The sequence below is a fragment of the Enterobacter chengduensis genome, assembly GCF_001984825.2.
Taxonomy (GTDB): domain Bacteria; phylum Pseudomonadota; class Gammaproteobacteria; order Enterobacterales; family Enterobacteriaceae; genus Enterobacter; species Enterobacter chengduensis.
The window spans coordinates 538,423-557,198 of the sequence record NZ_CP043318.1 but is presented as its reverse complement, the minus strand read 5'-3'; the positions used below and the strand labels follow the sequence as shown (position 1 = coordinate 557,198).

The following is an 18,776-nucleotide window of genomic DNA, read 5'->3' as shown; positions in this document are numbered from 1 at the left end:
GAACATAGCCATAGTTGACGTTGCCCCCTGCCCGGGGGCTTTTTTTGTGAAAGGCTCCGGAATACCACCGGTTACAACTGTTTTCGGTATTCCAGAGCGCTTATTCACTTCTGCCCGTAGTAGGCATTCGGGCCGTGCTTGCGCATGAAATGCTTGTTCATCAGGTAATCATCAATGCCCTGAAGCTGCGGGTTGATGTCGCGGGCAATCCACGCCATGCGGGCCACTTCCTCCATGACGACCGCATTATGGACGGCGTCGTGGGCATCTTTTCCCCAGGAGAACGGACCGTGCTGATACACCACAATCCCCGGCGTATGCAGCGGTTCTGCCTCACCCAGCGTTTCGATAATCACCCTGCCGGTGTTGAGCTCGTACTCGCCTTCGACTTCATCCTGCGTTAATGCGCGCGTGCAGGGGATATCGCCAAAGAAGTAGTCCGCGTGGGTCGTGCCCAGCGCCGGGATGGCAAGCCCTGCCTGTGCCCAGGCGGTGGCATGGGTGGAGTGCGTATGCACTACCCCACCGAGGGAGGGATAACGTCGATAAAGCGCCAGATGGGTAGCGGTATCCGAAGAAGGACGCCACTGCCCCTTGACGACGTTTCCTTCGAGGTCCACGACAACCATATCGTCGACCTTCATGGTCTCATACGCCACGCCGCTGGGCTTGATGACGATGACGCCGCGTTCACGATCAATCGCGCTGACGTTACCCCAGGTGAACGTCACCAGCCCGTAGCGCGGCAGATCCATGTTGGCCTCAAAGACCTGCTGTTTAAGCTTAAGCATGTTCAGCCTCCAGCAGCCCCGCCCGCGCCATACGCTCGCGCACCCAGTCCCGCGCCCTGGCCACTTCCGCAGCCGGGTCGTCTGACGTTTCGCTCCACATCTCAATCAGGTACGGCCCGCAATAGCCTGTCTGCCTGAGCGTCTCGAAGCACCGTTCGAAATCCACCACCCCGGTGCCGAACGGTACGTTTTTAAACACGCCAGGACGGGTATCTTTAACATGCACCGCCACGATATGCCCGATGCCCGCCTGCAGCTCCATCTGCACGTCGTTATCCCATGCCGACAGGTTGCCGATATCGGGATAAAGCTGGAACCACGGGTTGTTCAGATAGTGCGCGTAGCCCAGCGCCTTGCTGATGGAGTTCATCAGCGGGTAGTCCATGATCTCCATCGCCAGCGTCACCTGCGCGCGGCTTGCCATCTCTACGCTCTCTTTCAGGCCGTCACGGAAACGACGGCGCGTTTCATCGTTGGCGTCCTGATAGTAAACGTCATACCCCGCCAGCTGAATCACGCGGATACCGACATCCTGCGCAAAGCGGATGGCTTTACGCATGATCTCCAGCCCCTGCGCGCGCGCGGCATCGTCTTCGCTACCGAGCGGAAAACGGCGATGGGCGCTCAGGCACATGGACGGCACGCGCACGCCCGTTTCGGCAATGGCGCTCACCAGCGCCAGGCGCTGCTCGCGGCTCCAGTCGAGGCGAGAGAGACGCTCGTCCGTCTCATCCACGGACATTTCGACAAAATCGAAACCCAGCTGTTTTGCCAGCCGTAACCGCTCCAGCCAGCACTCCCCCGCAGGGAGTGCCTTTTCATAGATGCCAAGCGGGACCTGTTTTGACAACATACCCGCTCCTTAGCCCCAAAGCTGAGCGATTGAACGTTTGAACTGACGCGCCGCTTCCACCGGAGACGCGGCATCACGAATGCTGCGACCGGCGATAAAGACGTGAATCGGGATACCCTGGAACAGCGGCAGATCTTCCAGCGCCAGGCCACCGGTCACGGTGACTTTGAAGCCCATATCGGCCAGACGCTTGATCGCGCTGATATCCGCCTCGCCCCACGCCACGCCTGCGGCCTGCGCGTCGCGGCTGCGGTGATATACCACCTGCTGAATGCCCGCATCGCGCCACTCCTGAGCCTGCTCCCAGGTCCAGAAACCGGTCAGCTCAATCTGCACGTCGCCGTTAAACTCTTTTGCCACGTCCAGCGCGCCTTTGGCGGTGTTGATATCCGCACAGCAGATCACGGTGACCCAGTCGGCGTTGGCTTCAAAGCACATGCGGGAGAGGATTTTGCCCGCATCGGCGATTTTGGCATCTGCCAGCACGATTTTGTGCGGATAGAGCGCCTTCAGGTCGCGAACGGCACGCACGCCCTCGCCGACGCACAGAATGGTGCCCACTTCGATGATATCGACTTCTTCCGCGATCAGGCGGGTGGTTTCGTAAGCGTGGGACAACGTTTGGTTATCCAGCGCGACCTGCAACATTGGTAATGACATTTCAATTCCCTCTTAAACAGCCGCCGCGGTGGCGTGATCGATTAAATCCAGCACGTCCTGCTCGGTACGGCAGGCGCGTAAACGGTCAAAATTGGCTTCATCATCAAACAGATTGACGATCTGCATGATGCCCACCTCCTGGTGGGTGTTCGCATCCACGGCGGCCATGGTGATCAGAATATCGACCGGGTCGTTATCTTCGTGGTTAAACACCAGCGGCGTTTTCAGCGTCACCAGCGCGAAGCCAGTTTTCTTCACCCCCTCTTCAGGACGCCCGTGCGGCATAGCCAGACCCGGGGCAATCACAAAGTAAGGGCCGTGCTGCGCCACGCCATCCAGAATGGCCTGGTAGTAACGCGGCTCGACAACGTCAGCCTTAACCAGCAGATCCACGCTCAGCTTCACCGCTTCCTGCCAGGTGCTGGCCTCAGCCTGTAAAAGGATGGAGTTATTTTCTGCCAGCGAATCACGTAGTTTCATGTGGCGTCCTTACTTCACGTCTTGTGGGAAGTGCTCTTTAATCACTTCCAGCAGTTTTGGCCCGAAATCCGCAGGCGACAGCATGTTGCGCACGCCTACCACATATTTATTGCCCGACACGCTGATTTCACCGGCGATATGGGTAGAGGCGATGATGATATCCGCGCCGTTCAGTTCACTTTTGTATTCACCCACTGCACAGCTGTTTACCGTGTGGTCGATGTTGGACTGGGTTAAAAACTGGTCCACTTTCATCTTCATGATCATGGAGCTGCCTTGCCCATTGCCACACACAGCCAGGATACGTACGGTCATAATCGAAACTCCTTAATGAGCAGACACTTCTGCTGTTTGTTTTTCCGCATCTTCTTCAGCTCGCAGCGAACGGCCAGCGAAGAACATATAAGCCAGAGCAATCAGGATGATGACGGCCATAAAGACCAGCCCGACAGAGGCAAAGCCCTGCATCATCGGCGGTGCCAGAATTGACCAGTCCGCCATGCCCATCCAGGCGCTCATACCGGTGAGCTTGACCGCCCACACGCAGCCGAAGATTTCCACCATGCCCATCACCAGGCAGATCTTGAGCGCTGCGCGCCAGCCGCCGAAGTGGTTAGCAAAGACGCCGATGGTAGCGTTGGAGAAGAACATCGGGATAAAGCCAGGAATAATCAGGATGGAGGAGCCGCAGCCGACCAGGATGCCCACCGCAATCAGCTGACCGATGGTGCCCCACATAAAGCCCCAGACGACGGCGTTTGGCGCAAAGCTGTAGATAGCGGCACAGTCAATCGCCAGCACGGCACCGGGGATCAGGCGTTGGGAGATACCGTTGAAGGCTTCAGAGAGTTCGGCGACGAACATGCGCACGCCCTGAGTGATGATGAAAATGGCCACCGCAAAGGAGAAACCGGTCTGCAGGATATACACCGTCCAGTGCGTTTTGCCTGCCATCGCCTGCACCACGTCAATGCCGAAGGAGAGCAGAATGGCGCCGAAGAAGATAGTCATGACAATGGCGGTTGAGACGATGTTGTCATGGAAGATATTCAGCCAGCCGGGCATCTTGAGGTCTTCAACGCTCTCCTCTTTTTTGCCCAGGTATGGCGCAACTTTATAGGCAATCCATGCCGCGAACTGCTGCTGGTGGCCGATGGAGAAGCCACAGCCGTCGGTCACTTCCTGGGTTGGCTTGTACATCATGTTAGAGGTAATGCCCCAGTAGAGCGAGACCAGCACCGCGGTGCAGATAATCGTGGTCCACATGGGGTAGCCGAAGATATAGAGAGAAACCGCGATCAGCCCCGCCTGCTGGAACATGATATGCCCGGTGAGCATGATGGTGCGAATGCCGGTAATGCGGCGCAGCAGCACGTAGATAATGTTCAGCGCCAGCGCGAGCAGAACCGCGTAGCCCACCCAACTGTAGGCGTCACCCATGCGGTCAATCGTTGCCATCATGGAGGCGTAAGTGTCGGAAATCGCCCCGTTTATGCCGTAAACTTCCGCCATTTTGGCGACAACCGGCTTAAACGTGCTGGTCAGGATGCCTGAACCCGCCTGCAGCAGCATAAAACCGATAATGGTTTTAATGGTTCCCTTGATAATCACGCTGACGCTTTTGCGCAGCAGAATGTAACCCAGGCACGTCACGATACCCAGCAGCAGCGGGGCGTTGGTCATTACCTGATTGAAGAAAACGGTAAAGACGTTGTAGAGGATCTCCATAACTCTCTCCAGAAATGAGAACACGAGGGGCAATCCCTGTGTGGTTGGTGCCATCACTCTAGTAATCAGAAATAATCACCACAAGATTGCATTTGATTATTTGTGACGCATCACACAAATTATTTCCATGGCGTTAGTAATGATTTTCACTACCACGCATCTTATATGTATTTTTCTTTATAATTCATGCAATTAATGATTATTAAAGGATAGTCTAACAAGAATAAAACTCAGGTTCTGTGATGTCAGGCAGTTAAAATTACGCGCTTTTGTCATTGCAAAGCCCGTCAAATGGTGCCAGAGTTAATCACAACAAATCACAATGTGATCATTTTTGATTAAACCAGGAGTCAAAACGATGAGTAAAGTGAACACCATCACCCGTGAATCATGGATTCTGAGCACCTTCCCGGAGTGGGGCAGCTGGCTGAATGAAGAGATCGAGCAGGAACAGGTTGCTCCTGGCACGTTTGCAATGTGGTGGCTGGGCTGTACCGGTATCTGGCTGAAATCTGAGGGCGGTGCCAATATCTGCGTCGATTTCTGGTGCGGCACCGGCAAGCAAAGCCACGGCAACCCGCTGATGAAAAAAGGCCATCAGATGCAGCGCATGGCGGGCGTGGAAAAACTGCAGCCGAACCTGCGTACCACGCCGTTTGTGCTCGATCCGTTTGCCATTCGCCAGATCGACGCTGTGCTTTCCACTCACGATCACAACGATCACATCGACGTGAACGTGGCGGCAGCGGTGATGCAAAACTGTGCGGACGACGTGCCGTTTATCGGACCGCAGACCTGCGTGGATCTCTGGATTGGCTGGGGTGTGCCAAAAGAGCGCTGCATCGTGATGAAGCCTGGCGACGTGGTGAAAATCAAAGACATTGAAATCCACGCGCTGGATGCCTTTGACCGTACCGCGCTGATTACGCTTCCGGCCGATCGGAAAGCCGCAGGCGTGCTGCCGGACGGCATGGACGAGCGCGCGGTGAACTACCTGTTTAAAACCCCTGGCGGTTCCCTGTACCACAGCGGTGACTCCCACTACTCGAACTACTATGCGAAGCACGGTAACGAACACCAGATCGACGTGGCGCTCGGGTCGTATGGCGAGAACCCGCGCGGCATTACCGACAAGATGACCAGCGCCGATATGCTGCGTATGGCGGAAGCGCTGAACACCAAGGTCGTGATTCCGTTCCACCACGACATCTGGTCAAACTTCCAGGCAGATCCTCAGGAGATCCGCGTGCTGTGGGAGATGAAAAAAGATCGCCTGAAGTACGGCTTCAAGCCGTTCATCTGGCAGGTCGGCGGCAAGTTCACCTGGCCACTGGACAAAGATAATCTGGAATATCACTATCCACGTGGTTTCGACGATTGCTTCACCATTGAGCCAGACCTGCCGTTCAAGTCCTTCCTCTGATTGAGCAGCCACATCGCCAGACGTGATGTCTGGCGATGCCATATTTCTTTTAGTAATTTCACGCTATTTCAAATATCATCTTTTTAAATCAATTCTTATCGGAATAGCTCATGACGGAAGCGCAACGGCATCAAATTCTCCTCGAACTCCTGGCGCAAACCGGGTTTATCACCGTCGAGAAAGCGATCGAACGTTTAGGGATCTCCCCCGCCACCGCGCGGCGAGACATCAACAAGCTGGATGAAAGCGGCAAGCTGAAAAAGGTCCGCAACGGCGCGGAAGCGATTAGCCAGCAGCGCCCCCGCTGGACGCCGATGAATATTCATCAGGCGCAGAATCATGATGAAAAAGTGCGGATCGCCAGAGCCGCGTCGCAGCTGGTGAATCCCGGCGAGAGCGTGGTTATTAACTGCGGCTCCACCGCCTTTCTGCTGGGCCGTGAAATGTGCGGCAAGCCGGTGCAGATCATCACCAACTACCTGCCGCTGGCCAACTATCTGATCGATCAGGAGCATGAAAGCGTCGTGATCATGGGCGGTCAGTACAACAAAAGCCAGTCCATCACTCTTAGCCCGCAGGACAGCGAAAACAGCCTCTACGCCGGGCACTGGATGTTTACCAGCGGCAAAGGCCTGACGGCGGACGGCCTGTATAAAACCGATATGCTGACGGCAATGGCGGAGCAAAACATGCTCAACGTCGTGGGCAAGCTCGTTGTGCTGGTCGACAGCAGCAAAGTGGGCGAGCGCGCAGGCATGTTATTCAGCCGTGCCGAACAGATCGACATGGTGATCACCGGCAAAGGGGCCAACCCTGAGATCCTCCAGAAGCTGGAAGATCAGGGCGTGAAGGTCCTGCGCGTTTAAAGGTGCTGGCGGAAAAACGCTACCGTGGCGTCCAGCGCCGTTGGCGTGATGCGGTGGCGAACGCCCGGCTCCCACAGACAGGTCAGATTACCGTCCAGGCCTTCATTCATTAGCGCCTGCTGCAGGCGAAAGGTTCCCTCCGGCGGAACCACATCATCCGCGTCACCGTGCCACAGCAGCAGCGGGCGGTCGGCCACGCGCGGCAATGCCCGAGACACGTCCCACTCTGCCAGCATCGCGGTGATTTCCGTTAAATCCTGCGGCGGGAAAAGCGTCTGCGCCAGCGACGTAAAGTAGCCCGAGCCCATCAGACAGGCGACCGACGTCACTTCAGGGTGATGCGTCATGATCCCCAGCGCCGTCATACCGCCCATCGATGCCCCGGCAACCGCCAGACGATTGTCGGCCACCAGCCCCGCCTCATAAAGCGCATCGCGCAGCCCGGCAAACTCGGTCAGGCTCCCGTGCAGAATCTGCCAGAACCGCCCAAGGCGCGCCTGTTCATTACCCATAAAGCGTGCGCCGTGGTCCGGCGCATCGGGCATCACCACGCGAAAACCCGCCTGCGCCAGCGCGACCGCAAAATAACTGTAAACCAGCTTCGATGAGGTAAACCCATGATAAAAAACCACAACAGGCAGCGGTTTATCGCGTTTACCCGCGGGTATGGCGTGTAAAATTTCATGGTCGCCGAGGTGGCGTATTTCAATTTCAATCATTGTCGACCCTGTACGAATGTATGATTCATAATGTTGAGAACTGGGTTACGCTTTCACGTCATTTTCATTCGAAATATACGTCCCAGATAACACTTCGGGAACATTCCCCCAAAACTAAATTCACAGACAACTACACTATGGCTATCAGGAAACGAGATATGGTTATGCGCAGGTTTGCTGCTTTATTGCTGGTGTTTCTGCTCAGTGGCTGTAGCGCGCTGCAGGGAACGCCGCAACCCGCTCCACCGGTCGCCGATCATCCACAGGAGATTCGTCGTAATCAGACGGAAGGATTACAACGAATGGGCACCGTCTCCGCGCTGGTTCGCGGTTCCCCGGATGACGCAGAAGAGGCAATAAAAGCACAGGCCGTCGCCGCCAAAGCAGATTATTACGTCATCATTATGATTGACGAAACCATCATCACGGGACAGTGGTATTCGCAGGCCATTTTGTACCGTAAATAATGGTTTTCCTTTGAACGAGATTTACACTGCTTTGCGTCCATAGACATTTTCCTGTCCACAATAAACTCCATGCCCGCGCCAATGGAAGGGAGTTTATTCGCGAAGGATTGCCCGGCGGATACCGGAGATATGTGAAATGGAGCTGACGATGAAACGAACTCTTGCTTTGACCTCTCTGCTGCTCTCAGCAGGCCTGGTGACCACCACCGCGCAGTCGGCTGAATTCGCCAGTGCTGACTGCGTGACTGGCCTGAATGAAATTGGCCAGATCTCCGTGAATAATATCTCGGGGAGCCCGCAAGACGTTGAACGCCTCGTGGCATTAAAAGCCGACGAGCAGGGTGCTTCATGGTATCGCATCATCCAGATGCAGGAAGATAACCATATCGACCACTGGCGGGTACAGGCCATTCTCTACGTGTAATAATCCTCCTGATAAAAGCCACTTATTTTTAGTGGCTTTTCGCTTTTGCAAATTTTTTATCTTATTAAAAACTGATTAATAACAATAAAATAACTTTTTGTTACATTAATTCAGTAAACGTAATCCCCGCTCTGCCGTTGAAGAACCATACCTTTTCAATGATGAGCAATTTATGATCAATTTTTTCCGCCGTGCGGGCCTTGGAACAAAGCTATCGCTGCTGACGGGCGTCAGCGTCGCCACGCTGTTTCTGCTGTTCACTTTCCTGCTCAGCCAAAAAGCCAGCCAGCAGCTTGAAGCCCTTGCGGTCGAAGATCTGCACAATCAGTCCACCGGCATGGTTGATATGGTGCAGATGTTTAATACCAGCCTGAGCGAGGAAGTCGAAAGCTATACCCGGCTGTTTACGACATTTCTGCCCCAGCCGTTTAGCGTCGATACGCAGCAGACACGGACCATAAACGGGCTCACCGTTCCGCTGCTGAAAGGCGGAGACACTGAACTGCATGAAAACACGACTTTTTCTGATGACTTCCTGAATCGTACGGGAGCAATCTCCACGCTGTTTGTTCGCAGCGGTAACGACTTTATTCGCGTTGCCACCTCCCTGCGCAAAGAGAACGGCGACCGCGCCATGGGTACCGTTCTGGATACCGCCAGCCCGGCCTTTGCGGCCGTCAGCAAAGGTGAAGTCTACCGTGGACTGGCGCTGCTGTTTGGCAAGCGCTACATCACCCAGTACCAGCCCGTAAAAAACGCCGAGGGACAGGTCATTGCGATCGTCTTTGTCGGGGTGGACATCACCCACTCCTGGAACGTCATGCGCGAGAAAATCCTCAACCGCCGCCTGGGCGAGAGCGGCCACTTCTTCGTGCTGGATCGCAGCAGCGGCAAAACGCGCGGGCAATACCTGTTCCATGCCAGCGAAGAGGGCAAACTGCCGAAGTGGGACGGCGCGACGCAGCAACAGCTACTGGGCGACAAACCCGGCACCCTGGAACGCGTAAGCGACGACGGGCGCACGCTGAAAATGGCCTATACGCCGCTGCCGGGCTGGAACTGGACTATCGTCGGCGAAGTGGACAAGTCAGTGCTGCTCTCAAGCGTTACCGCCATGCGCGATCGTTTCCTGCTGGCCGGCGTGGTCTTATCTATCCTGTTTGCTGGCCTGTTCGTGATTCTTATTCGCCGCGTGCTGACCCGGCCGCTGCGCAGCGTGATCCACCTTGCCCGGCAATATGCCGCAGGGGATCTTCGCTCCAGCCTGCCGGTAACGCGCCAGGACGAAGTTGGCCAGCTGATCGACGCCATTAACGGCATCGGCGGCGGCCTGCAGCAAATTGTCCTGCAGGTCCGCGAGGCCGCGGGCGAGATCCATTTGGGCACCAACGCGCTGGCCGCCGACACCGGCGAGATTTCAGAACAGATCAACAAGCAGGCCAGCAGCGTGGAAGAGACGTCCGCCAGCATGGAGCAGCTGGCTGCCACCGTGCAGCAAAATGCCGCCAATATGGAGCAAACCCAGCAGCTGGTGGGTGAAACCTCGCTCGCGGTTCATCAGGGCGGTGAGACGGTCACCCACGCGGTGTCGACCATGGACGACATTCGCGAAGCGTCAAAACGCATCGAAGACATCACGCGCGTGATCGAGTCCATCGCGTTCCAGACCAATATTCTGGCGCTGAATGCGGCAGTGGAAGCGGCCCGCGCGGGCGAGCACGGAAAAGGGTTTGCGGTCGTGGCGCAGGAAGTTCGCGCCCTGGCGGGACGCAGCGCGAATGCGGTGAAGGAGATTGAACAGCTGATTGGCGATACGCTCAGAAAAGTGAGTGAAGGTCATGCGCTGTCTGAACAGACGCGCCTGGCGATGGATGACATCATCATTCATATCGATAACATCAGCCAGCTGGTCACCGAGATTAACCATGCCTCACGCGAGCAGTCGGCCGGGATCGGCCAGGTGAATCTCGCCATGACCCATATTGGCGAAGCGTCGCATATCAATGCCGATCGCATCTCGCGCAGCGAACAAACCGCTCAAACGCTGCGCGAGAAGGGCTCACACCTGACTCAGCTGGTAAGCCTGTTCCAGCTGAAAGGCTAGCCGACTCTGCCCGTGGCGCGCAGCAGCAGGTCGTTTTGCACCTGCGCGCTCATCAGCGTCCCGCCTCGGGTGTCCAGCATCATGCGGCACCACGCCTGCGCCACCGGAGGCGATGCGTGCCGCAGCATCTGGCTTCCGGTACCGAGCAAGAAAAGCTGCTGCGCGATCTCCCGCCCCTGCGCCTCCTGCGGCTTACGCAATTTTTGCTGAAGCTGTCGCCAGCTGCGGTCGAAGTGTCTGTCCTGCCCTTTCACCTGCGCAAACTCATCGGCAAGCAGGTCGTGAATGCCTTGCTGCTTCGCCAGCACGCGCAGCACGTCCAGGCACATGATGTTGCCGGATCCCTCCCAGATACTGTTCACCGGCATCTCGCGATACAGGCGAGGAAGTTCACTCTCCTCGCAATACCCTGCGCCCCCGAGCACCTCCATCGCTTCTGCCACAAACGGAATGCCCGCTTTGCACACGCTAAATTTCGCGACCGGAGTAAACAGCCGCGCCCACGCGGCCTCATGCGGATCCGCACGCTTATCCCACGCCCGGGCCAGGCGGAACAGCAGCGCCGTTTGCCCCTCCAGCGCCAGCGCCATCCGGCTTAGCATCTCGCGCATGAGCGGCTGATCGATGAGATTTTTGCCGAAGGTTTGTCGCTGATGGGCATGGTACAGCGCCACGGACAGCGCCCGCCGCATCAGCCCGTGGCTGCCCAGCGCGCAGTCAAAGCGCGTCAGTCCGCCCATTTTGAGGATCTGCCGTACCCCTTCGCCTTCTTCCCCCAGCAGCCAGCCGGCGGCATCAAGAAACTCCACCTCGCTGCTGGCGTTGGAGCGGTTCCCGAGCTTGTCCTTCAGGCGCTCCAGCCGGACGGCGTTACGCTGCCCGTCAGGCAAAAAGCGCGGCACAAAAAAGCAGGACAGCCCGCCCTTAGCCTGGGCCAGCACCAGGTGCGCATCGCTTTGCGGGACGGAAAAAAACCATTTATGCCCCACCAGCCGGTAGCTGCCGTCGCTACATTTTTCCGCTCTGGTGGTGTTGCTCAGCACGTCCGAGCCGCCCTGCTTTTCCGTCATCCCCATGCCGATCAGCAGGCCGCGCTTTTGCGCACCGGGGGACAGATGGGGATCGTAGCGATCGCTGAGCAGCGGCGTCAGCCAGTTGTGAAAGGGTTTGGGGAGCGCCTGCAGCAGCAGCGGCGTTGCGGCAAACGTCATGGTGACCGGGCAAAGCGTTCCCGCCTCTACCTGAGCATGAAGCACAAAGCGTGCGGCCCGCGCGACAAACGCCCCTTTACGCGCCTCCTCTTCCCACGCCAGGTTATGCACGCGGTTAGCACACAGCCCCTGCATCAGCAGGTGCCATGCCGGGTGAAAGCGGACGTCATCGAGCCGCTCCCCGGTGGCATCATAGCGCAGCAGCTCCGGCGGATTGACGTTCGCCAGCCTGCCCAGCTCCAGCGACTCCGCGGTACCTAACTGCTGCCCGATGCTGGCGAGCAGATCAACATCCCACTCGGCACCCTCGCGGGAAACCGCGTCACGCAGGGCGCAGTCAGAGAGGAAAAGGTTGCTGTTGGAAAGCGGCGCGGGTTGATTAAAAACGGTATGGGTCTGCCAGTGCATGCTGTCTCCCTCCTTCAGTGGCAATGACGGTAAGTATGGACAGACCGCGCGCGCGCTGCATGGGAGGGGAGTCACACGTTCACGATCCCGCTGATATCATTCGTGAAATAGCTCACAGAACATAAGAATAAACTATTTCATGACTTCGCTTTTGTTGAATAATTTATTCTTACCCCTGTCAGTGAGGATCGTTATGCAACCGGAAGCGCACAAGCGAGCATTAATTGCAGGCTCCATTGGTAACTTTATCGAGTGGTATGAGTTTGCGGTCTACGGTTTTCTGGCAACCGTGATTGCGAAGAACTTCTTCCAGCTTGAAGGGGAAGCGGGGCTCACCAGCCTGATCCTCACCTACGCCTCCTTCGCCATCGCGTTCTTCTTCCGCCCGCTGGGTGCGGTGGTGTTTGGCCGCATCGGCGACCGGATAGGCCGTAAGCCGACGCTAATCATTGTGCTGGTGCTGATGACGCTCGCGACGGCCGCCATCGGCATGGTGCCGGTCTACGCCAGCATCGGGATTGCCGCACCGCTCATTATTACGCTGCTGCGCATCCTGCAGGGGCTGTTTGCGGGCGGCGAATACGGCGGCGCGGTCTCGCTGATGACGGAGTTCGCCCCGCGCGGCAAACGCGGGCTTTATGGTGCGTGGCAATCCTTCACCGTGGCGCTGGGGCTGCTAGCGGGGGCGGGCATCGTGGCGCTGCTCTCCGCCCTTCTCACGCCTGAGGCCCTGCACGACTGGGGCTGGCGCATTCCTTTCTTCCTGGCGCTGCCCATGGGCGTCGTTGCGCTGTGGTTGCGCGTGAGTATGGAAGAGACGCCCAGCTTTGTGCAGCAGCAGGATAAACCGGCTGTCGCACAGGCGGATACGGCCGCCACGCTCCGGGCCATCGTGATGGGGATTGGGCGCGTGATGGTCTGGTCTGCGGCGGGGTACACCTACCTGGTGATTATGCCAACCTATCTGCAGTCGGCGCTGCACACCGGGTTTAACCAGGCCCTGCTGATTGCGGTGATTTCGAATATTGGTTTTGCACTCACCATCATTCCTTCGGGGCTCCTGAGCGACCGGATCGGGCGTCGCACGGTGATGATTATCGCCACCGCGCTGCTGTTGATCCTCGCCCTGCCGCTGCTGAAAATTTTGCAGGCGGAGTCGAGCACGCTGGCGGTCAAGGCGATAGTGGTGCTCATTGCGGGTGGCCTGGTGGGAATGCTGGCGGGGCCGGGCCCGGCGATGCTCTCTGAGATGTTCCCGACGCGCGTGCGCTATACCGGGCTGGGGTTGGCCTACTCGTTGTCGAACGCGATTTTTTCGGGCTGTGCGGGGTTAATCATTACCGGGCTGATTAAGCAGACGGGTAACCTGGATATTCCGGCATATTACGTGATGGCGACGGCAGTGGTGAGTATTTTCGCGCTGATGACGCTGAGGAAAGATGACCATTTGCGGTCGCTGGAGGAGTGAGGTTATCACCGTCTGGTGCCCTCACCCCGGCCCTCTCCCACTGTACAGTCCGGGGACATAGTGAACACTTGTTCGGGGACATGGTAGACACTTACAACTAAGGCATAAGAACCCGTTTATGGAGTCGCTTATGCCGTGGGATGCGAGAGATACCATGTCATTACGTACCGAGTTTGTTTTGTTCGCCTCGCAGGACGGGGCGAACATCCGTTCCCTCTGCCGCCGCTACGGCATTTCACCTGCTACCGGCTACAAGTGGCTTCAGCGCTGGGCTGTCGAGGGCGAACCCGGCCTGCAGGACCGCCCCCGCACGCCGCATCATTCCCCCAACCGCTCGTCTGACGACGTCACCGCCCTGCTGCGCATGGCCCATGACCGTCATGAACGCTGGGGCGCCCGCAAGATTAAGCGCTGGCTGGAAGACCAGGGACACCGTATGCCTGCCTTCAGCACTGTCCATAACCTGATGGCCCGTCACGGCCTGCTGCCCGGCACGGCTCCGGGTATTCCGGCCACCGGACGGTTCGAACATGACGCCCCGAACCGGCTCTGGCAGATGGATTTTAAGGGGCACTTCCCCTTTGGCGGCGGCCGCTGCCATCCGCTCACCCTGCTCGACGACCACTCCCGTTTTTCCCTGTGCCTCACACACTGTACCGATGAACGGCGTGAGACCGTGCAGCAACAGCTGGTCAGCGTCTTTGAACGCTACGGCCTGCCGGACCGGATGACGATGGATAACGGCTCACCGTGGGGCGACACAACCGGCATCTGGACGGCGCTGGAGCTGTGGCTGATGCGTCTGGGTATTAAGGTGGGTCACTCCCGGCCATATCATCCGCAGACGCAGGGCAAGCTGGAGCGTTTTCACCGCAGCCTGAAGGCGGAAGTGCTGCAGGGGAAATGGTTCGCGGACAGCGGCGAGCTGCAGCGTGCCTTTGACCACTGGCGGACGGTCTATAACCTTGAACGCCCGCACGAGGCGCTGGATATGGCGGTCCCGGCCTCACGCTATCAGCCGTCTGCGCGGCAGTACAGCGGCAGCGTGACGCCCCCGGAATACGATGAAGGTGTGCTGGTCAGGAAAGTGGATATCAGCGGGAAGCTGAGCTTACAGGGAGCCAGTCTGAATGCAGGAAAGGCGTTCAGGGGAGAACGGGTGGGGCTGAAGGAGACGCAGGAGGATGGCTGCTATGAAGTGTGGTGGTACAGCACGAAAGTGGGGGTGATCGACCTGAAGAAAAAGTCGATCACCATGGGTAAAGGATGTTAAAAAGTGTTCACCATGTCCCCGAACACCTGTCTACCATGTCCCCGGACCGTACACCCACGGGGAGAGGGAGAAAACACTAAAGGCCGTCCTGTGGACGGCCTTGCTGTTTATTCTCCCCGCTGGCGCACCGCTTCAAACAGGCAGATGCCCGTTGCAACAGACACGTTCAGGGACGACACGCTGCCCGCCATCGGGATGCTGATCAGCTCGTCGCAGTGCTCGCGCGTCAGACGGCGCATGCCTTCACCTTCCGCACCCATCACCAGCGCCAGACGGCCGGTCATTTTGCTCTGGTACAGGGTATGATCCGCTTCACCGGCGGTGCCGACGATCCAGATGTTCTCTTCCTGCAGCAGACGCATGGTGCGCGCCAGGTTGGTCACGCGGATCAGCGGTACGTTTTCCGCCGCGCCGCAGGCCACTTTTTTCGCCGTAGCGTTGAGCTGCGCAGAGCGATCTTTCGGCACGATCACCGCGTGCACGCCCGCCGCATCGGCGCTGCGCAGGCACGCGCCGAGGTTGTGCGGATCGGTAACGCCGTCGAGGATCAGGAAGAACGGATTCTCCAGTTCAGCGATCAGATCCGGCAGATCGTTTTCCTGATACTGACGCCCCGGCTTCACGCGGGCAATAATGCCCTGGTGCACCGCACCGTCGCTTTTCTCATCCAGGAACTGGCGGTTTGCCAGCTGGATCACCACGCCCTGCGCTTCCAGCGCGTGGATCAGCGGCATCAGACGCTTATCTTCACGCCCTTTCAGAATAAAGACTTCCTGAAAACGCTCCGGTGCGCGCTCAAGAAGGGCCTGCACCGCGTGGATGCCGTAAATCATTTCACTCATTGATGGTTCTCGTAATAAATATTACCCCTCTCCCCACTGGGGAGAGGGTCCGGGTGAGGGGAAAATTACTCCGCCTGCTTTTTCTTCGCTGCGCGCTTCGCTTTGGTGGCGGCCGCTATTTTCTGCGTCTTCGCGGAAGGTTTCTTCGCTGAACGGGCTTCTTTCTTCGCCGCCTTCGGCTTCTGTTTCTTCTCGCCGCGGAACGCGCTGTCCGGCTCGAAGTTCACCTTCTTGCCAGCCTGACGACGTTTACCGCCGCCCGGCTTACCGTTTCCGCCTTTTTTCGCCCGTTCACGCTCGGTTTTACCGACGTTGCGCGGCGCACGCTCGCTGGAGATCAGGCTGAAGTCGATTTTACGGTCGTCCATATTCACGGCTTCGACCTTCACTTCGACACGGTCGCCCAGACGATAGGTCTGGCCGCCCGATTCGCCAATCAGGCGCTGGCCAACCTGATCGAAGCGGTAATAATCGTTATCCAGGCTGGAGACGTGCACCAGACCGTCGATGAACAGTTCGTCCAGACGCACGAAGAAGCCAAAGCCGGTCACGCTGGCAATCACGCCTTTGAAGACGTTACCCACCTGGTCGAGCATAAAGTCACACTTCAGCCAGTCCGCCACGTCGCGCGTGGCTTCATCGGCACGGCGTTCGGTCATGGAACAGTGCTGACCCAGCTGCAGCATCTCTTCCATCGAATAGTGGTAGCCACCGGTTTCAGTCGTGTTTCCTTTATGGCCCTGCTCCTGCGCCAGCAGATACTTGATCGCACGGTGCAGAGAGAGGTCAGGATAACGACGAATCGGCGACGTAAAGTGGGCGTAAGACTGCAGCGCGAGGCCGAAGTGTCCCCGGTTTTCCGGATCGTAAATCGCCTGCTTCATAGAGCGCAGCAGCATCGTCTGCAGCATTTCTGCGTCAGGACGGTCGCTAATGGACTCCAGCAGCTCGGCGTAATCGCGCGGCTCCGGCTTGTTGCCGCCAGGCAGTTCCAGACCCAGTTCAGCCAGCACGGAGCGGAACGCGGTGATGGCTTCCGTCGACGGTTTATCGTGAATACGGAACAGCGCAGGCTCTTTGGCTTTCTCAACGAAACGTGCCGCCGAGATGTTCGCCAGGATCATACACTCTTCGATCAGCTTGTGCGCATCGTTACGCTGGGTCTGCTCGATACGCTCGATGCGGCGTTCTGCGTTGAAAATGAATTTCGCTTCTTCGCTCTCAAACGAGATCCCGCCGCGCTCTTCGCGCGCCTGATCCAGCGTTTTGTAGAGGTTATGCAGTTCTTCGATGTGTTTGACCAGCGGCGCGTACTGTTCGCGCAGATCCTGGTCGCCCTGCAGCATATGCCAGACCTTGGTGTAGGTCAGACGCGCGTGCGAGCTCATCACCGCTTCGTAGAATTTGTATCCGGTTAAGCGCCCTTTGTTGGAGATGGTCATCTCGCAAACCATACAGAGGCGGTCAACCTGCGGGTTCAGGGAGCACAGGCCGTTAGACAGCACTTCCGGCAGCATCGGCACAACCTGCGACGGGAAGTAGACCGAGGTACCGCGGCTGCGGGCTTCGTTATCCAGCGGAGTGTGCGGACGAACATAGTAGCTGACGTCTGCAATCGCTACCCACAGACGCCAGCCGCCACCGCGTTTTTTCTCGCAGTAAACGGCGTCATCGAAGTCGCGAGCATCTTCACCGTCGATCGTGACCAGCGGCAGGGAGCGCAGATCCACGCGGCCCGCTTTAGACTCTTCCGGCACTTCTTCGCGCAGGCTTTCGATCTGCTCTTCAACCGCTTTCGGCCAGATGTACGGAATCTCGTGGGTGCGCAGCGCCATATCAACGGCCATGCCGGTGCCCATGTTATCGCCTAAGACTTCCACGATTTTACCGACCGCTTTGGTGCGGCGGGTTGGGCGCTGGGTGAGTTCCACCACCACCACAAAACCCATGCGCGCGCCCATTACCTCTTCAGGCGGAATCAGGATGTCGAAGCTCAGACGGCTGTCGTCCGGCACCACAAAGCCCACGCCCGCGTCGGTAAAATAGCGGCCAACAATCTGGCTGGTTTTTGGCACCAGCACGCGGACCACGCGCGCTTCGCGGCGGCCTTTACGGTCAGCGCCCAGCGGCTGCGCCAGGATCTGGTCGCCGTGGATGCACATTTTCATCTGTTCAGATGAGAGGTAGAGATCGTCTTTACGGCCTTCCACGCGCAGGAAGCCGAAGCCATCGCGGTGACCAATGACGGTCCCTTTCAGCAGATCGAGGCGTTCTGGCAGCGCGTAGCACTGGCGGCGGGTAAAGACCAGCTGCCCGTCACGCTCCATCGCGCGCAGGCGGCGGCGAAGGGCTTCAATTTGCTCTTCACCTTCAATGTTTAATTCTACGGCAAGTTCTTCACGATTGGCGGGTTTTTCGCGTTTTGTTAAGTGTTCAATGATGAACTCGCGGCTGGGAATAGGATTCGCGTATTTTTCGGCTTCGCGTTCCTGGAAAGGATCATGTGACATGTCGGTTCCTCCGTTGTCAGCTCCGGTGGACGTTTTCTTCATTCCACCAGCAATAATTTATAAAGCGGTTGATTCTCTTCAACCAAATCGGCCAGCGTGTAGTTATCCAGTTCCATGAGAAAACTTTGCACGGCCTTTGAAAGCGCCTTTTTCAGGCGGCAAGCGGGCGTAATGTGGCAGAACTCGCTGCTGCAGTTCACCAGAGACAGCGGCTCCAGTTCACGTACCACATCGCCAACACGAATACTCTGCGCCGGTTTACCGAGACGGATCCCACCATTCTTCCCGCGGACGGCAGCAACGTATCCGGCACGACTAAGTTGATTGATTATTTTGACCATATGATTACGGGATACGCCGTAGACCTCTGTGACTTCAGAGATGCTGGTCATCTTCCCATCAGGTAACGACGCCATGTAAATCAGCGCACGTAAGCCGTAATCGGTGAAACTTGTTAACTGCACATCAACCTCAGGAAAAAGGGAAAACGCGGTCAAACCGCAGAGATATTCATTAATGATGATAAACCAGCCAGATAGATAGCGGCTA

The 18,776-nt window shown here is 57.5% G+C and carries 18 protein-coding genes; 7 read left to right on the top strand and 11 right to left on the bottom strand.

Annotated elements, in window-relative coordinates:
* Positions 1-104 precede the first annotated feature (104 nt).
* From FY206_RS02715 to ulaA, 6 genes are read right to left on the bottom strand one after another with little or no spacing between them, the layout of a single operon-like run.
* Positions 105-791 carry an L-ribulose-5-phosphate 4-epimerase gene (locus tag FY206_RS02715; protein ID WP_032643824.1) on the bottom strand — a complete coding sequence of 229 codons (687 nt, stop codon included), beginning with the start codon at positions 789-791 and terminating at the stop codon, positions 105-107.
* Positions 784-1,644: an L-ribulose-5-phosphate 3-epimerase gene (locus FY206_RS02710; protein WP_032643823.1), complete on the bottom strand. Its 861-nt coding sequence runs from the start codon at positions 1,642-1,644 to the stop codon at positions 784-786. The genes FY206_RS02715 and FY206_RS02710 overlap by 8 nt, the downstream gene beginning before the upstream one ends.
* A 9-nt stretch (positions 1,645-1,653) precedes the next feature.
* Complete coding sequence (gene ulaD / locus FY206_RS02705) at positions 1,654-2,304, bottom strand: 3-keto-L-gulonate-6-phosphate decarboxylase UlaD (protein ID WP_023334265.1); 651 nt, start codon at positions 2,302-2,304, stop codon at positions 1,654-1,656.
* Positions 2,305-2,316: 12 nt separating this feature from the next.
* Positions 2,317-2,784, bottom strand: coding sequence for a PTS ascorbate transporter subunit IIA (gene ulaC / locus FY206_RS02700; protein ID WP_032643822.1), 468 nt, complete (start codon positions 2,782-2,784; stop codon positions 2,317-2,319).
* A 9-nt stretch (positions 2,785-2,793) separates the two neighbouring features.
* Positions 2,794-3,099: a PTS ascorbate transporter subunit IIB gene (ulaB, locus tag FY206_RS02695; protein WP_003856022.1), complete on the bottom strand. Its 306-nt coding sequence runs from the start codon at positions 3,097-3,099 to the stop codon at positions 2,794-2,796.
* A gap of 12 nt (positions 3,100-3,111) precedes the next feature.
* Positions 3,112-4,512 carry a PTS ascorbate transporter subunit IIC gene (ulaA, locus tag FY206_RS02690; protein ID WP_045890410.1) on the bottom strand — a complete coding sequence of 467 codons (1,401 nt, stop codon included), beginning with the start codon at positions 4,510-4,512 and terminating at the stop codon, positions 3,112-3,114.
* 358 nt (positions 4,513-4,870) lie between these two features.
* Here ulaA and ulaG point away from each other — a divergent pair, with 358 nt between their 5' ends.
* Positions 4,871-5,935: an L-ascorbate 6-phosphate lactonase gene (gene ulaG / locus FY206_RS02685; RefSeq protein WP_032643820.1), complete on the top strand. Its 1,065-nt coding sequence runs from the start codon at positions 4,871-4,873 to the stop codon at positions 5,933-5,935.
* 110 nt (positions 5,936-6,045) lie between these two features.
* Positions 6,046-6,801 carry an HTH-type transcriptional regulator UlaR gene (gene ulaR / locus FY206_RS02680; protein ID WP_032643819.1) on the top strand — a complete coding sequence of 252 codons (756 nt, stop codon included), beginning with the start codon at positions 6,046-6,048 and terminating at the stop codon, positions 6,799-6,801.
* On the opposite strand, the gene yjfP is transcribed toward ulaR, so the two are convergent.
* Complete coding sequence (gene yjfP, locus FY206_RS02675; RefSeq protein ID WP_032643817.1) at positions 6,798-7,520, bottom strand: esterase; 723 nt, start codon at positions 7,518-7,520, stop codon at positions 6,798-6,800. The genes ulaR and yjfP overlap by 4 nt on opposite strands.
* Before the next feature lie 137 nt (positions 7,521-7,657).
* On the opposite strand from yjfP, the gene bsmA reads away from it, so the two are divergent.
* From bsmA to FY206_RS02660, 3 genes are all read left to right on the top strand, one after another.
* Positions 7,658-7,987 (top strand): biofilm peroxide resistance protein BsmA, encoded by a 330-nt coding sequence (bsmA, locus tag FY206_RS02670; RefSeq protein ID WP_025758271.1) that lies wholly within the window; start codon positions 7,658-7,660, stop codon positions 7,985-7,987.
* 136 nt (positions 7,988-8,123) lie between these two features.
* Positions 8,124-8,411, top strand: a complete 288-nt coding sequence (gene yjfN / locus FY206_RS02665; RefSeq protein ID WP_032643815.1) for a DUF1471 family protease activator YjfN — start codon at positions 8,124-8,126, stop codon at positions 8,409-8,411.
* A 172-nt stretch (positions 8,412-8,583) separates the two neighbouring features.
* Positions 8,584-10,515 carry a methyl-accepting chemotaxis protein gene (locus FY206_RS02660; RefSeq protein ID WP_032643814.1) on the top strand — a complete coding sequence of 644 codons (1,932 nt, stop codon included), beginning with the start codon at positions 8,584-8,586 and terminating at the stop codon, positions 10,513-10,515.
* Here the strand turns inward: FY206_RS02660 and FY206_RS02655 are convergent.
* The gene (locus FY206_RS02655) at positions 10,512-12,134 is read right to left on the bottom strand and encodes an isovaleryl-CoA dehydrogenase (RefSeq protein WP_032643813.1); all 1,623 of its coding nucleotides are present in this window, start codon (positions 12,132-12,134) and stop codon (positions 10,512-10,514) included. The two genes, FY206_RS02660 and FY206_RS02655, sit on opposite strands and share 4 nt — an antisense overlap.
* A gap of 193 nt (positions 12,135-12,327) precedes the next feature.
* Between FY206_RS02655 and FY206_RS02650 the strand changes: the two genes are divergently transcribed.
* Positions 12,328-13,602, top strand: a complete 1,275-nt coding sequence (locus FY206_RS02650) for an MFS transporter (protein WP_032643812.1) — start codon at positions 12,328-12,330, stop codon at positions 13,600-13,602.
* A gap of 130 nt (positions 13,603-13,732) precedes the next feature.
* Positions 13,733-14,875 carry an IS481 family transposase gene (locus FY206_RS02645; RefSeq protein ID WP_423751906.1) on the top strand — a complete coding sequence of 381 codons (1,143 nt, stop codon included), beginning with the start codon at positions 13,733-13,735 and terminating at the stop codon, positions 14,873-14,875.
* Between the two features lie 107 nt (positions 14,876-14,982).
* Here the strand turns inward: FY206_RS02645 and rlmB are convergent, their stop codons facing one another.
* From rlmB to nsrR, 3 genes are all read right to left on the bottom strand, one after another.
* Positions 14,983-15,717, bottom strand: a complete 735-nt coding sequence (gene rlmB / locus FY206_RS02640) for a 23S rRNA (guanosine(2251)-2'-O)-methyltransferase RlmB (RefSeq protein ID WP_032643810.1) — start codon at positions 15,715-15,717, stop codon at positions 14,983-14,985.
* Between the two features lie 65 nt (positions 15,718-15,782).
* A complete protein-coding gene (rnr, locus tag FY206_RS02635) occupies positions 15,783-18,227 on the bottom strand; it encodes a ribonuclease R (RefSeq protein WP_032643809.1) in 2,445 nt (814 codons plus the stop codon).
* 38 nt (positions 18,228-18,265) lie between these two features.
* Positions 18,266-18,691, bottom strand: a complete 426-nt coding sequence (gene nsrR / locus FY206_RS02630) for a nitric oxide-sensing transcriptional repressor NsrR (protein ID WP_023310139.1) — start codon at positions 18,689-18,691, stop codon at positions 18,266-18,268.
* Positions 18,692-18,776: the final 85 nt, after the last annotated feature.

Bases quoted from the DNA above. Each gene is read 5' to 3' on its own strand.
- ulaG (WP_032643820.1), top strand. From the start codon at position 4,871: ATGAGTAAAGTGAACACCATCACCCGTGAATCATGGATTCTGAGCACC.
- rnr (WP_032643809.1), bottom strand. From the start codon at position 18,227: ATGTCACATGATCCTTTCCAGGAACGCGAAGCCGAAAAATACGCGAAT.
- yjfN (WP_032643815.1), top strand. From the start codon at position 8,124: ATGGAGCTGACGATGAAACGAACTCTTGCTTTGACCTCTCTGCTGCTC.
- yjfP (WP_032643817.1), bottom strand. From the start codon at position 7,520: ATGATTGAAATTGAAATACGCCACCTCGGCGACCATGAAATTTTACAC.
- ulaB (WP_003856022.1), bottom strand. From the start codon at position 3,099: ATGACCGTACGTATCCTGGCTGTGTGTGGCAATGGGCAAGGCAGCTCC.
- ulaD (WP_023334265.1), bottom strand. From the start codon at position 2,304: ATGTCATTACCAATGTTGCAGGTCGCGCTGGATAACCAAACGTTGTCC.
- ulaC (WP_032643822.1), bottom strand. From the start codon at position 2,784: ATGAAACTACGTGATTCGCTGGCAGAAAATAACTCCATCCTTTTACAG.
- FY206_RS02660 (WP_032643814.1), top strand. From the start codon at position 8,584: ATGATCAATTTTTTCCGCCGTGCGGGCCTTGGAACAAAGCTATCGCTG.
- FY206_RS02650 (WP_032643812.1), top strand. From the start codon at position 12,328: ATGCAACCGGAAGCGCACAAGCGAGCATTAATTGCAGGCTCCATTGGT.
- bsmA (WP_025758271.1), top strand. From the start codon at position 7,658: ATGGCTATCAGGAAACGAGATATGGTTATGCGCAGGTTTGCTGCTTTA.
- ulaA (WP_045890410.1), bottom strand. From the start codon at position 4,512: ATGGAGATCCTCTACAACGTCTTTACCGTTTTCTTCAATCAGGTAATG.
- FY206_RS02710 (WP_032643823.1), bottom strand. From the start codon at position 1,644: ATGTTGTCAAAACAGGTCCCGCTTGGCATCTATGAAAAGGCACTCCCT.
- rlmB (WP_032643810.1), bottom strand. From the start codon at position 15,717: ATGAGTGAAATGATTTACGGCATCCACGCGGTGCAGGCCCTTCTTGAG.
- FY206_RS02645 (WP_423751906.1), top strand. From the start codon at position 13,733: ATGCCGTGGGATGCGAGAGATACCATGTCATTACGTACCGAGTTTGTT.
- ulaR (WP_032643819.1), top strand. From the start codon at position 6,046: ATGACGGAAGCGCAACGGCATCAAATTCTCCTCGAACTCCTGGCGCAA.
- FY206_RS02715 (WP_032643824.1), bottom strand. From the start codon at position 791: ATGCTTAAGCTTAAACAGCAGGTCTTTGAGGCCAACATGGATCTGCCG.
- FY206_RS02655 (WP_032643813.1), bottom strand. From the start codon at position 12,134: ATGCACTGGCAGACCCATACCGTTTTTAATCAACCCGCGCCGCTTTCC.